The following is a 14,228-nucleotide window of genomic DNA, read 5'->3' on the forward strand; positions in this document are numbered from 1 at the left end:
AGAGACTCCTTCGCGGTGCTGCATTTGTGACAATGCTTCAGATCGCAACTGGTTGCCAAGCACGGCTTTCGATGCTGCATCCTGCGGGACCGGCAGCACATACTATTGCAGATTTGTGGTGGGTCATGCTGGCTTGCGGGTTGGCAATCTTTCTTTTGGTTATGGCGTTGTTAATTGCCGCCTCTTATCGCCCTGCCAATCCGTCAGTTGATGGCAAGGACGAGAGCGGAACCCGTGTCTGGATTTGGGGTTTTGGGCTTGGCTTTCCGCTGGTAACGCTGGCTGCGCTGACAGGATATGGTCTTTCCATCGGTGAGCGATTGCTACCACGCGAGGCGCTCGATCTAGTGACCGTTCAGGCCGAGGCGCGGCAATGGGCGTGGACGTTTCGCTATGGCGAGGACCAAGTAATTGCAACCGAAGGCGTGCTGCACATTCCTGCGGGCCGCCCCGTGAATGTCGAGATCACCAGCACTGATGTGATCCATTCGTTCTGGGTGCCACGTCTGGCGGGCAAGCTTGATGCGTTACCTGGCCATGTGAACGTCCTGCGTATCGAGGCCGCACGCCCGGGCACATATGACGGTCAAAGTGCCGAGTTCAGCGGACGCGGATACCGGGAGCATGTGTTTAAGGTTGAGGCGCATGATGCGGCGTCCTGGGCCACATTCCTGGTAGGAGGCACACAATGACCGATGACCGTCCTTCATCCGTCTCACAGCCGCGTGGGAAGGCGCTACGCCTACACAGGGGCCTTGCGCGCATATGGGGGTCCGATCAGCGTTTTCGGGGCTGGTTTACCACCAGCAACAACAATGACATCGGCACCTTGTTCCTGATTGTCGCCACTTCGTTCTTTGTCATTGGCGGCATCCTTGCCATGTTGATCCGCACACAGCTTGCGACACCGGACTCGGCCTTCATGGAGCCGCAGGTCTACAGCCAGATCTTTACGATGCATGGCACTGTGATGATGTTCCTGTTCGCGATCCCGTTCTTCGAGGCGATGTCGATGCTACTGCTGCCGGGCATGCTGGGCACCCGCGATTTGGCGTTCCCGCGCCTTGGGGCCTACGGACTTTGGGTTTATATCTTTGGCGGCAGTGCGGTAATTATCGCCATGCTGATGGGCCTTGCCCCCGATGGTGGCTGGTTCATGTATCCGCCGCTGTCCTCGGCGGCATTTTCGCCGGGGATTGGGGCCGATGTCTGGTTGCTGGGTATTACATCGATCGAGGTCTCGGCTATCGCGACGGCGATTGAGGTGATCGTGACTGTGCTGCGCTACCGCGCGGCGGGGATGAGTCTGTCGCGAATGCCGATCTTTGCGTGGTATATTCTGGTCGTGTCGGTGATGATTCTGACGGCGTTTCCGCCGATGATCCTTGGCTCGCTACTGCTGGAGGTGGAACGCGCGCTGAACTGGCCGTTCTTTAAGGTGGAAAACGGCGGCGACCCCCTGCTGTGGCAGCACCTGTTCTGGCTGTTCGGTCACCCTGAGGTTTACATCATCTTTCTGCCCGCTGCGGGCATGATAGCCACCATCTTGCCGGTGATGGCGCGCACCAACTTGCTGGGCTACGGCTGGGTTGTGGCGGCGGCTGTGTCGCTGGCCGTGCTTAGCTTTGGCCTCTGGGTCCACCACATGTTCACGACCGGTATTCCGCATATGGGGCTCGCGTTCTTTTCAGCGGCGTCCACGCTCGTCGCGGTGCCAACTTCGGTCATGATTTTTTCGTGGATTGGAACTTTGTGGAAGGGCCGCGCCCGGATGGAATTGCCGATGCTGTGGATCATGGGATTCTTTGCAACCTTCGTAATAGGCGGGCTGACAGGGGTGATGCTGGCTGTGGTGCCGTTCAACTGGCAGGTCCACGACACACATTTCGTGGTGGCGCATCTGCATTATGTGCTGATCGGCGGCTATGTCTTTCCGATGGTCGCGGCGATCTATTACTTCATGCCTCTGCTCACCGGGCGGACGCGGTTTTTCAAACTGGGAGAGGTGGCGTTCTGGTTGGTGGTGCCGTCGTTCCACATCACATTTCTTTCGATTCACATGGCGGGGTTGCTGGGTCAACGAAGGCGGACCTGGACCTATGACGCGGATCAGGGATGGACGGCATTGAACCTCGTCGCCTCCATCGCATCCTTCGTGATGGCCATCGGATTTGCGCTGATCATCCTTGATGTGGCGGTGAATGCGTTTGTCGCCGTGCGGGGGCGGCGCAACCCGTGGGGGGCGGGAACGCTGGAATGGGCGGCGGCAATCCCGTCGCCTGCTTACGGCTTTGCGTCAATCCCCATCGTGCAAGGCCGCTACCCGCTGCACGACGACCCGGACCTTGCGCTGCACATCGCGAGGGGCGAGGGCTATCTTGGCGATGCATCCCGGAACCGGCGCGAGACGCTGATCGTGTCAACTGCGCGCGGTGAGCCATCGCAAGTGGTGGTGCTGCCAGGCAATTCGGTGCTGCCTTTCCTTCTGGCCGTGGTCACCAGCACATCCTTTCTGGCCCCCTTGTTCGACGCCTATATCGTCGCGGGTCTTGCGCTTGTGGGCGTGGTCGCGCTTGCGCTTGTCTGGGCATGGGGTCTGGGCGCGCGTGCGGACGAAGGGCACGTTGACGCGGGACATGGAGCGAAGCTGCCGCTGGCATCCGAAAGTCCCGACCCGCCGGGGTGGTGGGGATCGGTGTTCCTGTTGCTTGCGGACGGCGTACATTTCGGATCACTGCTGTTTGGCTACGCGTTCCTGTGGACCGTTGCCCCGAACTGGCCTCCACACTCCTATCTTCAGCCGCAGCTCTGGGCCGTCATCCTTGCGCTGACGGGTGCGTTGGCGCTGACCGCGGGGCCGCGCCTTGCGGTGCGTGCGATTGCTAGGGGCGGCGCTGTGTGGCCCACGATCGCCCTTGGAATTGTCGGCGCCTTGGCACTGGCCATAGCTGCGGCGAGCGTGATACTGGATCGGCCCGACCCTGCCAGCCATGCCTATGATGCCACGCTGTGGTTACTGGCGGGCCATGTGGGGCTGCACACATTCCTGTCCTCAATCATGCTGTTCTATCTGGCTGCGAGGGGGGCTGCGGGATATGCCTCGCCCGCTCGCATTGGCGAGGCACGGATCGTGAGGCTCTGGGCGGATTTTACCGTCGCCACCGGGCTTGTAGCGCTGGCGGCGGCGTGGTTGCCAGGAGCGTTTGCATGATCGAAATCCTGCGCCTTTCGCTGCCGATTACAGTTTGGCTTACCGGCTTTAGCGCAGTCTACGCGCTGCAGGGGCTGTCTTGTTCGCGCCATTGGCCCGCGGACCTCGAGGCGCGCCCCGTTCTGCTTGCCGCCTGGGCTATTGCGATTGTCCTTCAGCTTATAGCACTGATTGCAGTCCTCTACGCTCCGTCCCCTGCCCGTTTTGTGCAGACGACGGCCACAGCACTTGCTTCGACCGCCCTTGTCGCGGCGTTGTGGACCATAATGCCGGTACTTGCCGCCTCGGCTTGCCTTTGATCGCCTAGCTTTGGGCAATTTCGATCGCTTAATGTAGGCCCGGCTCAAGAAGATCGGGAAATAGCTGCGTTTGCGACGCTACGGAATGCGCAATTCGACGGTACCCCCGAGGATGAAGAGATGCTCGTCACGCTCTTGACCCTCTTAGGACACATGAAAACCGGAGCTCCCCAATCCTGATCAATGATGACGGCTGACACCTCGCCCGGCTTGCGCCAGCGGGTCGGACAAGGTCGTGAACTCGGGGCGCTGATCGACCTCGGGGAAGCCGCCGCATTGGAGCAAATGTAATCCGGATAAAATACACGAGAGCCAGTGGTGAGCGCGCCCGGAGGGCCATTCGATCACGCGTGAAGATTTGGCATGCTTCAAAACATTAAACGCTGCCAAGCTGTGGTTATTGAAACCAGATCAGGCCTGTGTGTCTGAATGATAAACGAGCATTGAGGGTCGGCGGTAGTAATAATACGAAATACAGATATTTAGTTGATCTCTGGAACGGGGCGATTGTTCAAATCCGTTCAAGGCGTACAGAGGCCCTTACAGTCCCGAGCCCGCGTCCGCAGTCGCCTCGCTTTCACTGATATCGAACTAAGGGTGCAAACCGTTTCACTGCCTATCGTGAGGAGGAGGCGGCGTGCATAAGTAGCTCAGAACGGCATCCGAGATCAATTTCTTGTGGCGATCATATAGCGTCGGGTCCGATAGGTCTCGGCGGAAAATAGTGCCAAAGGTGTGCCGGTTGGATACGCGAAAGAAACAGAACGCGCTGATTAGCATGTGTAGGTCGATAGGGTCGATGTCGCGCCTGAAGCTTCCATCCTCCTTACCACGCTGTAGGATCTCCTCGAGGGTGCGAATGATTGAGACGTTAAGGTCTTTGATCTCGCCAGACCTTCGCATATGCGCTGCCCGGTGGATGTTTTCGATGCTGACCAGCCGGACGAAATCCGGGTTGCGCTCGTCGTGGTCGAAAGTGCTGGCCACGAGAGTCCTGAGTGCAGCGACCGGCGCCATATCACTAAGTTCCAGGTCAGCTTCGAGGGAGCGTATCTTTCGATACGCTCTCTCCAAGACGGCAAGGTAAAGATCCTCCTTGCTGCCAAAATAATAATAGATCATTCGTTTGGACGTGCGCGTGCGCTCTGCGATCGCATCGACCCGGCCACCGGCCAGGCCGTGGGCTGCAAATTCTTCAGTGGCGACGTTCAGAATGTCCTTTTTCGTTTTTTCGGGGTCATTCTTACGCGCGCTGCGCTCTAGGTTTGGCATTTTCTACAGCATCCAGATCGGGCGTTCGGTGAGCAGCCCGCATACTCTACCTCCCGGGCATGCGAACCTGTTCACTGTTCATAGGCGGATCAGGGTTTCGTTTCAACGGCGCCTGTTTGACACGTACTAGTTAGTACAATATCTTTGCTGCCGTAGTGAGAATCCGGTCTTGGCCGGAACGACGGGAAGGGCCGCACGATGCGTCGGAGCGTACGCTGGCCGCGCAATGCGCGGTGGTAAAGATGAGCAACTCTTCCACGATCATGCGGGCTGGACTAATTGGCTCTGGTATTCAAGCATCGCTGACGCCCGCCATGCATATGGCAGAAGCGCACAGTCAGGGCTTTACCTATCGTTACGACCTGCTCGACCTCGATCTCTTGGGCGCAGGGGCCGAGCGCCTTTCCGAACTGATCAAACAGGCGGAGGCTAAGGGGTTTATCGGCCTCAATATCACACATCCCTTTAAACAGGCCGTCATTCCGCTGCTAGACACCCTTTCGGAGGATGCCGCGACCCTTGGCGCCGTCAACACCGTGGTGCTGCGCGACGGCAAGCGCCATGGCCACAACACCGATTGGTGGGGTTTCGCGGAGGCCTTCCGCCGTCGTCTACTCGACGTCGAGCTTCGCCATGTCGTCCAGCTCGGTGCCGGTGGGGCAGGGGCCGCGACGGTTTATGCGATCCTAATGCTGGGTGCGGACGCGGTGACCATCTTCGACCCAGATGACGGCCGGGTTTCCAAACTCGTCGCTGCCATGGAGGCGCGTTTTCCATCGGCGCGGATTGCCGCCGGGAGCGATCTATCTGCTGCAATGTCGGATGCTTCTGGCCTAATCCACTCGACCCCCACGGGCATGGCGAACTATCCCGGACTGCCGCTCGATGCCAATCTTTTGACTGCGCGCCAATGGGTTGCCGAGATCGTCTATTTCCCGCTTGAGACGACACTTCTCGCCGAGGCGCGGCAGCGCGGTTGCCGTGTGGTCGATGGCGGCGGGATGGCGGTGTTTCAGGCTGTCGGCGCTTTCCGTCTTTTCACCGGCCACGAGGCAGATGCCTCGAGAATGATGCGCCACTTCATGGAAATGACCGGCACAGGCGATCTGGGCCAAAACCTCCTGGGAGCGCTTGGATGAAGACATCAATCGCCACCGTCTCGATCAGCGGAGAACTGCCTGACAAGCTGGCGGCGATTGCAGCGGCAGGCTTCAATGGCGTTGAGATCTTCGAGAACGACTTTCTTGCCTTTGACGGCAGCCCGACCGATGTCGGGAAGATGGTTCGCGACCACGGGCTAGAGATCACGCTATTCCAGCCGTTCCGCGATTTCGAGGGGATGCCTGAGCCGCATCGCTCCGGCACCTTCGACCGCGCCGAACGCAAGTTCGACATCATGCAGCAGCTCGGAACCGATCTGGTGCTGGTGTGCTCGAACGTTTCGCCGGTCTCGCTCGGCGGCATTGACCGGGCAGCTGCCGACTTCCACGAATTGGGCGAACGGGCGGCGAAACGAGGGCTGAGGGTCGGCTACGAGGCATTGGCCTGGGGGCGGCATATCTCCGATCACCGCGACGCCTGGGAGATTGTGCGCCGGGCGCAACACCCGAACGTCGGCATCATCCTCGACAGCTTCCATTCGCTTGCGCGCAAGATCGATATTAATTCGATCCGATCGATCCCGAAGGAGAGCATATTCATCGTGCAATTGGCTGACGCACCGCTGATTGACATGGACCTGCTCTACTGGAGCCGGCATTTTCGCAATATGCCGGGCGAGGGTGACCTTGCCGTCACGGATTTCACCGCGGCGATCGCCGAGACCGGCTATGATGGCTACTTCTCGCTCGAAATCTTCAACGACCAGTTTCGCGGCGGCTCGGCCACGGCGATCGCAGCGGACGGCCAGCGGTCGCTGGTCTATCTCGGCGACCAAGTGCGTCGGCGCCCAGCGTCCGCCGGCCTAACGCTGGCACCCATGCCGGAACGCGTTCCCCTTACGGGCATCGGCTTCATCGAGTTTTCCGCCGATGCGGACGATGCGGCGGAGCTCACCGCGATCTTGCAGACGTTGGGCTTCCGCCGGACGGCGCGGCATCGCTCCAAGCAGGTCGATCTCTACGAACAGGGCACCATCCGTATCGTCGTAAACACGGAGGACGTCGGTTTCGCCAACGCTGCGTATGCCGTGCATGGCACGTCAGCTTATGCGATGGGGTTGCTGTTGGACGACGCTTCGCAAGCGATGGCGCGGGCGGTGGCGCTTGGCGCGGAACCGTTCAGCCAGTCTGTCGACCAGGGCGAAGTCGAGGTTCCCGCCATCCGCGGTGTCGGCGGCGGGCTGCTTTATCTTCTCGACGGCAAGGCCGATCTCGGTCGCGTCTGGGACATCGATTTTGTATCCGTCGACGACAGCAGCGACATCGCACCAGCGAGGCTTTCCCGTATCGACCACATCGCGCAGACGGTTGCTTATGAGGAAATGCTAACCTGGCTGCTCTTCTACACCTCGATTTTCGAACTGGAGAAGTCGCCAGTCGTCGACATTATCGACCCATCAGGTGTCGTACGCAGCCAGGTGATCCAGAACAGCGCGGGGTCTCTCCGCATCACGATGAACGGCGCCGAGAACCGCCGCACGCTCGCCGGTCACTTCATTGCAGAGAATTTCGGTTCTGGCGTCCAACACATCGCCTTTTCCACAGACGACATCTTTGCGACCGCTGCGGCACTCCGGGCAAACGGCTTTCATCCGCTTCACATCTCGCCCAACTACTACGGCGACGTCGAGGCGCGCTTTGGGCTCGATCCGGACCTAACCGAGACGCTAAAGGCGGAGAATATCCTCTATGATCGCGACGAGCACGGCGAGTATTTCCAGCTCTACAGCCCGACGTATGGCGAAGGCTTCTTCTTTGAGATCGTCGAGCGGCGCGATTATCGCGGTTATGGCGCGGCGAACGCGATTTTCCGCATCGCGGCGCTGAAGAAGAACCTGCGCCCTGCCGGCCTACCGAGAACTGAGTGATGGATGGCAGGGCGACGAGGACGATCGGAAGCGAACGGGTCGAATGCATCCTGCGCCCCGCCGACCAGCTCGGCGAGACGCCCCTGTGGTGCGACCGCACACACAAACTCTGGTGGATCGACATCGAGAAACCCAAACTCCAGAGCTTCGATCCGTTTTTTCAGTTCCACGAGATTTTTCCGGATCGCGAGGCAACGTTTCTCGGCAGCCAGGCGCTGACACAATCCGGCGGTCACCTCCTGGCGCGAGATCTTTCGCTTGTCGCGCGCGCTCCGGACGGTACGCTCGCACCTTTTGCTTAGGTCGAGGCCGGGCTGGACAACCGGCTGAACGACGGTCGGGTCGATCCCTGGGGCCGGCTGTGGATTGGAACGATGGATAACCAGTTACACAGGCCTAACGGTGCGCTCTACCGGGTCGATCCCGACCGGACCGTCGAGCGTGTTCTCGGCGATGTCATCGTCAGCAACGGGATCGCCTTTTCGCCGGACCGCCGGCGGTTCCACTTCACTGACACGCGGCGATATCAAAGCTGGGTCTTCGACATGGATGCGGCAGATGGAACGATCGCGAACCGGCGTCTCTTCGCCGACTACTCGACGACGGGCGAGCGACCGGACGGCGCCTGCTTCGACGTGGACGGCGGGCTCTGGACGGCGTTTTTTGCCGGCGGCCGGGTGGTTCGCTATGCACCGGACGGGCACATCGACACCGTTATTCTGCTGCCCGTCAGCAATCCGACCTGCGTCTGTTTCGGTGGCGCCAACTTTCGCACCCTCTACATCACGACGGCTGCAAAATTTCTGACGCCGGAGCAGCGCGAAGCTCAACCGCTGGCGGGCGGGTTGTTCGCCGTCGAAGGCATCGCGCAGGGCTTCGCGGAAAACCGATTTGCGATCTGAGAATGACTGAGGAAGAGCGCGACACGCGCCATCTGGGAGGATGATGATGCTGATAACCACACGGAATTTTCTGGCGCGCTCTGCAGCGGCATTTTCGCTTGTGGCTATGCCAGTGCCAGCTTTCGCGGCGACGCGGCTGCGCTTTGCCGACGTGACGACGGCGGATGCGCCGCGCTCGGTGGCACTCGTCGAGATCTTCGCCAAGGAAATCGGTGCGAACTACGAATTCCAACCCTACTTCAATTCGACGCTGTTCAAGCAGGGCACGGAACTCGTCGCCGTGCAGCGTGGCAATCTGGAAATGGCGATGCTGCCCCCATCTGATTTTGCCAAGCAAGCACCCGAGTTTGATATTCTTGGCGCGGCCTATGTCGTCCGTGACGCGGCGCACCTCAATGCGATCTTCGGTAGCGACATCGGCGAGGAATTCCGCCAGATTGCCGGCGAGAAGCTGCGCGTGGAAATCCTGGCGCCGGCCTACTACGGTGCCCGCCACGTGAACCTGAAGGGCGACCGCAAGATCATGAAGCCGGAAGATCTGGCGGGCGTTAAGCTGCGAATGCCTGGCGGCGAGAGCTGGCAGTTCCTCGGGAAGTCGATTGGTGCCAACCCGATCGCCATGGACTATGCCGAGACCTATACGAGCCTGCAAACCGGCGCGATCGACGCGCAGGACAATCCGCTGCCGAACAACAAGCTGATGAAGTTCCATGAGGTAACAAATCAAATTGTGCTCACCGGGCACAATATCGGTTTCGGCCTGCTACTGATGGGCTCCAAGGTATTCGACGCACTTTCGCCGGAGGCACAGCAGAGCATGCGAGACGCGGCGAAGAAGGGTTTTGCCTGGAGCACGTCAGAATACCTAAAGCAGGAGGCCGAACTTGTCGGTTTCTTTCAGGAGCAGGGGCTCGTTGTCTATGAGCCGGATGTAGCATCCTTCCGAGCTTATGCGCAGGCGCAGTATTTACAGTCGCCGCTTTCGGCCTCCTGGCCCAGGGGAATGCTAGAGCGCATCAATGCACTTTAGTGGCCGTGCGCTTTTCCCGGTTCAGTGAATGCGGCCAGTCTTCAAGACATGGTCAATGCCGCTCCGGACGTGGTGTTTCAGCTTGGCGCGAGCACCGTGCACGTCACGTTGCATTGCCAGTTCGAAGAGTTGTCGGTGATCGTCGGTCACGGGCTTGCCACGAAAGCTCTGTGCCAAGAGGTGGTAGCGAAGGAAGCGATCGAAGGTGGATGAGAGTGCGTCCATGAGGACGGCGGAACCGCAGGCGGAGGCAAGTGCCTGGTGAAACTCCCAGTCATAGCGAACCCAGTCTACGGTACGGTGCTGATCGCCTTCCAGAAGGCGCCGCTCAACAGCGGACAATTTGTGGTGGGCGGCGACGACGCGCGCCTCCCAGTCGAGGTCGCCGGCCGCGAAAGACAGGCTGACGGCGTGGGCCTCGAGCAGCAGGCGAAGGTCGCCGAGGTTCTCCAATTCCCCAACCGAGACCGGCGCCACCTCAAAGCCGCGCTGCCCCTCAGCAACGACGAGGTTTTCGGAGGCGAGGCGCGACAGCGTTTCGCGCAGGGTGGAGACGCTGACGGCGTAGCGGTCCTTCAACTGCTCCAGCTTCAGTTTCTGACCGGGAGCAAGGGAGCCGGCAATAATGTCTTGGCGGATCAGGCGGAAAGCTACTTCGCCGGCGGTCTCCTGACGGTCAATTTCATAGCGGGTCATGGCATCTCCTCCCTGCGATTTATATCCGATAGAAAAAGAAATCTATGATAAAAGTTATTTGACAGGGCATATTTGAAGAGAGACATTCCTAGCAGAATAGACAGAGAGCTGGCCATTTGACATAAACGAACCATTTCGTACAATATTAGTGATGCCGAGTTCCGGGAGGGAAATCGGTTTTGGAGGAGAGCCGACGGCAGAGCCGGTCGGCAAGCGGAGGACAATCATATGACGTTCGAACTCACACGGCGCTATTTCCTTGGGGCGACGGTCGCTGCCTCTATGGTGTTGGGCCTGCCGGCCTTCGCGCAGGATAAGCCCGCCTTAAAATTCTCAGCGGTTTTTTCAGAGCAGGACATTCGCGCGGAGATGACAAAGTCCTTCGCCGAAGCGATCAAGGACAGTTTCACGCTTGAGCCCTATTACGGCGGTACGCTCTTCAAGCAGGGCACAGAGCTCGTCGCGCTGCAGCGTGGCAACCTGCAAATGGGCAACATCGCGCCGCAGGACATTTCCAATCAGATCCCGGAATGGTCGGTGCTGACATCGGCCTATCTTTTCCGCGATGCAGCCCATGTGACGGCGTTCTTCGACAGCGATACTGGCGCGGAATTCAAGAAGATGGCCGAAGATAAGCTCGGCGTCCACATTCTCGGCCCTACCTATTTCGGTGCCCGCCAAGTCGGTCTGAAAACGGACAAGAAGATTTCCACCCCGGCAGACATGGCCGGCATCAAGCTGCGCATGCCAGGTGGCGATGCCTGGCAGTTTCTTGGCACGGCACTCGGCGCGAATCCGACACCGATGGCCTATGCAGAAGTCTACACCGGTCTACAGACAGGCGCGATCGACGGGCAGGACAACCCGCTTCCGAACGTCAAAAACATGAAGTTCTATGAAGTCATGTCGCAGGTCGTGCTGACGTCGCACCTCATCGGCTACGACCTTCTGACGGTTTCTAGCAAGGTCTGGAACGATATGACGCCGGAACAGCAGACTGCATTCCAAGCCGCCGCCGATAAGGCGATGGCCTGGAGCCAGGAACAGCACCTTGCACAGGAAAAGAAGCTGATGGACGAATTCAAGGCTGCCGGTCTTGAGATCTACGAGCCGGATGTCGCCGCTTTCCGCAAGTTCGCCCAGGAAAAGTACCTGGCCTCCGACCTTGCCAAGTCCTGGCCCAAGGGCATTCTTGAAAAGGTCGCCGGTCTTTAGACTGGACAAATGCCCTGCTGCGAGGAGCAATAAGGCACAACCACAGCTTTGTGCCCGATCGCGTGTGCGGCCGGGCAGCGCCATGCGAACTAGCGGGGGGATCCTATGTCCGAAAAATACAATGCGCTTGGCGAATGGTTGCGGGATCGAGCGGAGAACATTCTTGCCTTCATGCTTTTCGGCATGTTTGCGGTGTTCCTGCTTCAGATCGTCTTTCGCTACGGCCTCAACCTGTCGATCGGCTGGACGCATGAAGTCAGCGTGGCGCTCTGGATCTGGATAGTGCTCTTCGGCTCGGCCTTTGTCGTACGCGAAAGCGAGGAAATTCGTTTCGACTTTTTCTGGGCAGGCGCCTCTGACCAGGCACGCCGCGTCATGACAATCATCATGGCAGCTGCACTAATTGTGGCGTTCGGCGTCTCGCTGCCGGCCATCATCGACTATGTGAGCTTCATGAAGGTCGAAAAGACGGCCTACCTGAAGATCCGCTTCGACTACCTTTATTCCATCTACGTCGTTTTCGCCGTGGCGATGATCGTTCGCTACATGTGGCTCGGCATACAGTCCATCCGTGGTAAGGCTCCCGAAGCCTTTGATCCCACCAAGGCGAGCTCCGGCGTATGAACCTTACCAGTCCTTTCTCACTCGCCATCGTCGCCATCACGGCGCTGGCATTTCTTGGCCTGCCCATCGGGCTGTCAATGATGGTCGGCTCTATCTTTTATCTCTTCATGACCGGCGCGGACATGGGCACGGTTGCAGAGCAATTTCTGAACGGGATGTATTCGAACTACATCATCCTCGCCGTTCCCCTTTTTGTGCTAGCTGCAGAGTTCATGAACATCGGCTCTATGACCGAAAGGCTGCTGACCTTCTGCAACGTGTTAGTCGGCCGGTTCCGTGGCGGCCTCGCCCAGGTGAATGTGGTGCAGAGCATTGTTTTTGCCGGCATGTCCGGCTCGGCAATCGCCGATGCAGCCGGAAGCGGCAAGATGATGCAGAACATGATGACCAGGGATGGCCGCTACACACCGAGCTACGCGGCAGCGCTGACGGCGGTAACATCCGTCATCGGGCCGATCATCCCCCCATCAATTCCTATGGTCATCTATGCGCTCGTATCCGATGCCTCGATCGGATACCTCTTCCTCGCCGGCATGGTACCCGGTCTTCTGATGGCTGCATTGCAAATGATGCAGGTGGCGATCACGGCGCGCCGCAAGAACTTCCCCGTCGAGGAAGCGGTTCCGCTGCGCGAGATCCCGATGATCACCTGGCGGGCATTTCCGGCACTGATGATGCCGGTGGTGCTGCTCGGCTGCATTTACAGCGGCATTACCACACCGACTGAGGCGGCCGCCCTAGCGGCAGCCTATGCGCTGGTGATCTCCATCGTCATCTATCGCAGCATTTCGTTTGCCGCCTTCTATGATGCGCTGAAGGTAAGTTCGAAGACCACCGCGTCCATCGGCATGCTGATCGCTGGCTCACTGGTCTTCAACTACGTCGTGACTGTGGAGAACATTCCCGACAGCCTGCGCTTGGTCATGACGAGCTGGGATCTGTCGCCGACTGGCTTTCTGATCCTTGTCAACGTCATCCTGCTGCTGCTCGGCTGCGTGCTCGAAGGCACCGCGATCCTGCTTATTATCGTTCCGGTCTTCATCCCGACCGCACAGGCGCTGGGCATAGACATGGTCCATTTCGGGGTCATGGTCGTCGTCAACATCATGCTCGGGCTGGTGACCCCGCCTTACGGACTATTGCTCTTCATCATGACAAACATCTCGGGCGCGCCGGTAAAAGACATCATCCGCGACGCACTGCCGTTTCTATTCTGGATGATTGTCTGCCTGCTTCTCATCACCTTTATCCCAGACATGGTCCTTTGGTTACCGAGAATGTTCGGATACCAGGGCTGAGAAACGAGAACATTATGAGCGATCTGAAGCCAATCTACATCCTCAACGGGCCGAACCTTAACCGATTGGGAAAGCGCGAACCGGAAATCTACGGGAGCACCACACTGTCCGAAATAGAGGAATGGTGCCGCGAGGCCGCCGGAGAGCGGCCGGTAGAGTTCCGCCAGACAAATAGTGAAGAACGTCTGATCGAGTGGGTCCATGAGGCAATCGATGAAGGTGCGGCGATCATCATTAATCCCGCTGCGTTCACCTTCACCTCGATTGCACTTCTCGACGCGCTGAAAATGTTCGACGGGCCGATAATCGAGTTTCATATTTCAAATGTGCACAAGCGGGAGCCAATCTATCATCGTTCCTACGTCTCGATGACGGCGACCTCTGTCATGGCGGGCCTCGGTGCCAAGGGCTACCCTGTGGCCGTGAGGGCAATTGAGATGTTGATCGAGCAGAATTCGAACTGATAATTGCAGCAGCAGGCATTGCAATTGGCCTGGCCTGGCATGCGACGCTGGCCGTAACACGACGTCTCGGTCAAGGTGGAGGGCAAGGGTAGTCGGACGATCAACGGGGCATCACAATCATCGTCCGCGCGATTGAGACGCCTCCAATGGAAAAACGCGTAACCCTCGAGCGAAGTCGCCGTCACCGAC

General features: G+C 59.0%; 12 protein-coding genes and 1 pseudogene. 11 read left to right on the forward strand and 2 right to left on the reverse strand.

All coding sequences use genetic code 11. The features are described from left to right. Nucleotides 1–32: 32 nt before the first annotated feature. The 3 genes from PYR65_RS27900 to PYR65_RS27910 are packed head-to-tail and all read left to right on the forward strand — an operon-like array spanning nucleotide 33 to nucleotide 3,510. The gene (locus PYR65_RS27900; RefSeq protein ID WP_276122001.1) at nucleotides 33–692 is read left to right on the forward strand and encodes a cytochrome c oxidase subunit II; all 660 of its coding nucleotides are present in this window, start codon (nucleotides 33–35) and stop codon (nucleotides 690–692) included. Then, on the forward strand, nucleotides 689–3,211 hold the full coding sequence (locus PYR65_RS27905; protein WP_276122002.1) for a cbb3-type cytochrome c oxidase subunit I: 2,523 nt from the start codon (nucleotides 689–691) through the stop codon (nucleotides 3,209–3,211). The genes PYR65_RS27900 and PYR65_RS27905 overlap by 4 nt, the downstream gene beginning before the upstream one ends. Next, a complete protein-coding gene (locus tag PYR65_RS27910) occupies nucleotides 3,208–3,510 on the forward strand; it encodes a hypothetical protein (protein ID WP_276122003.1) in 303 nt (100 codons plus the stop codon). Before PYR65_RS27905 ends, PYR65_RS27910 begins: the two co-directional genes overlap by 4 nt. A gap of 609 nt (nucleotides 3,511–4,119) precedes the next feature. On the opposite strand, the gene PYR65_RS27915 is transcribed toward PYR65_RS27910, so the two are convergent. Beyond that, on the reverse strand, nucleotides 4,120–4,782 hold the full coding sequence (locus PYR65_RS27915) for a TetR/AcrR family transcriptional regulator (protein WP_276122004.1): 663 nt from the start codon (nucleotides 4,780–4,782) through the stop codon (nucleotides 4,120–4,122). A gap of 242 nt (nucleotides 4,783–5,024) precedes the next feature. Here PYR65_RS27915 and PYR65_RS27920 point away from each other — a divergent pair, with 242 nt between their 5' ends. From PYR65_RS27920 to dctP (PYR65_RS27935), 4 genes and pseudogenes are all read left to right on the forward strand, one after another. Then, nucleotides 5,025–5,921, forward strand: a complete 897-nt coding sequence (locus PYR65_RS27920) for a shikimate dehydrogenase (protein WP_276122005.1) — start codon at nucleotides 5,025–5,027, stop codon at nucleotides 5,919–5,921. Beyond that, on the forward strand, nucleotides 5,918–7,810 hold the full coding sequence (locus PYR65_RS27925) for a bifunctional sugar phosphate isomerase/epimerase/4-hydroxyphenylpyruvate dioxygenase family protein (protein WP_276122006.1): 1,893 nt from the start codon (nucleotides 5,918–5,920) through the stop codon (nucleotides 7,808–7,810). The genes PYR65_RS27920 and PYR65_RS27925 overlap by 4 nt, the downstream gene beginning before the upstream one ends. Then, a pseudogene (locus PYR65_RS27930) lies at nucleotides 7,810–8,712 on the forward strand (SMP-30/gluconolactonase/LRE family protein). The gene PYR65_RS27925 and the pseudogene PYR65_RS27930 overlap by 1 nt, the downstream one beginning before the upstream one ends. A 46-nt stretch (nucleotides 8,713–8,758) precedes the next feature. After that, complete coding sequence (dctP, locus tag PYR65_RS27935) at nucleotides 8,759–9,742, forward strand: TRAP transporter substrate-binding protein DctP (RefSeq protein WP_276122007.1); 984 nt, start codon at nucleotides 8,759–8,761, stop codon at nucleotides 9,740–9,742. A gap of 21 nt (nucleotides 9,743–9,763) precedes the next feature. Here dctP (PYR65_RS27935) and PYR65_RS27940 read toward each other — a convergent pair whose 3' ends face one another. After that, entirely contained in the window at nucleotides 9,764–10,438 is a 675-nt protein-coding gene (locus PYR65_RS27940) for a GntR family transcriptional regulator (RefSeq protein WP_276122008.1), read from the reverse strand. Nucleotides 10,439–10,666: 228 nt separating this feature from the next. Here PYR65_RS27940 and dctP (PYR65_RS27945) point away from each other — a divergent pair, with 228 nt between their 5' ends. The 4 genes from dctP (PYR65_RS27945) (at nucleotide 10,667) to PYR65_RS27960 (ending at nucleotide 14,039) form a co-directional block, all read left to right on the forward strand. After that, nucleotides 10,667–11,653, forward strand: a complete 987-nt coding sequence (gene dctP / locus PYR65_RS27945; RefSeq protein ID WP_276122009.1) for a TRAP transporter substrate-binding protein DctP — start codon at nucleotides 10,667–10,669, stop codon at nucleotides 11,651–11,653. A gap of 105 nt (nucleotides 11,654–11,758) precedes the next feature. After that, the gene (locus PYR65_RS27950; protein WP_276122010.1) at nucleotides 11,759–12,277 is read left to right on the forward strand and encodes a TRAP transporter small permease; all 519 of its coding nucleotides are present in this window, start codon (nucleotides 11,759–11,761) and stop codon (nucleotides 12,275–12,277) included. Further along, nucleotides 12,274–13,575: a TRAP transporter large permease gene (locus PYR65_RS27955; RefSeq protein ID WP_276122011.1), complete on the forward strand. Its 1,302-nt coding sequence runs from the start codon at nucleotides 12,274–12,276 to the stop codon at nucleotides 13,573–13,575. Before PYR65_RS27950 ends, PYR65_RS27955 begins: the two co-directional genes overlap by 4 nt. 14 nt (nucleotides 13,576–13,589) lie before the next feature. Then, entirely contained in the window at nucleotides 13,590–14,039 is a 450-nt protein-coding gene (locus PYR65_RS27960; RefSeq protein WP_276122012.1) for a type II 3-dehydroquinate dehydratase, read from the forward strand. The last annotated feature ends 189 nt before the right edge of the window (nucleotides 14,040–14,228 follow it).

The sequence above is a fragment of the Pararhizobium qamdonense genome (genome assembly GCF_029277445.1).
Taxonomy (GTDB): Bacteria; Pseudomonadota; Alphaproteobacteria; order Rhizobiales; family Rhizobiaceae; genus Pararhizobium; species Pararhizobium qamdonense.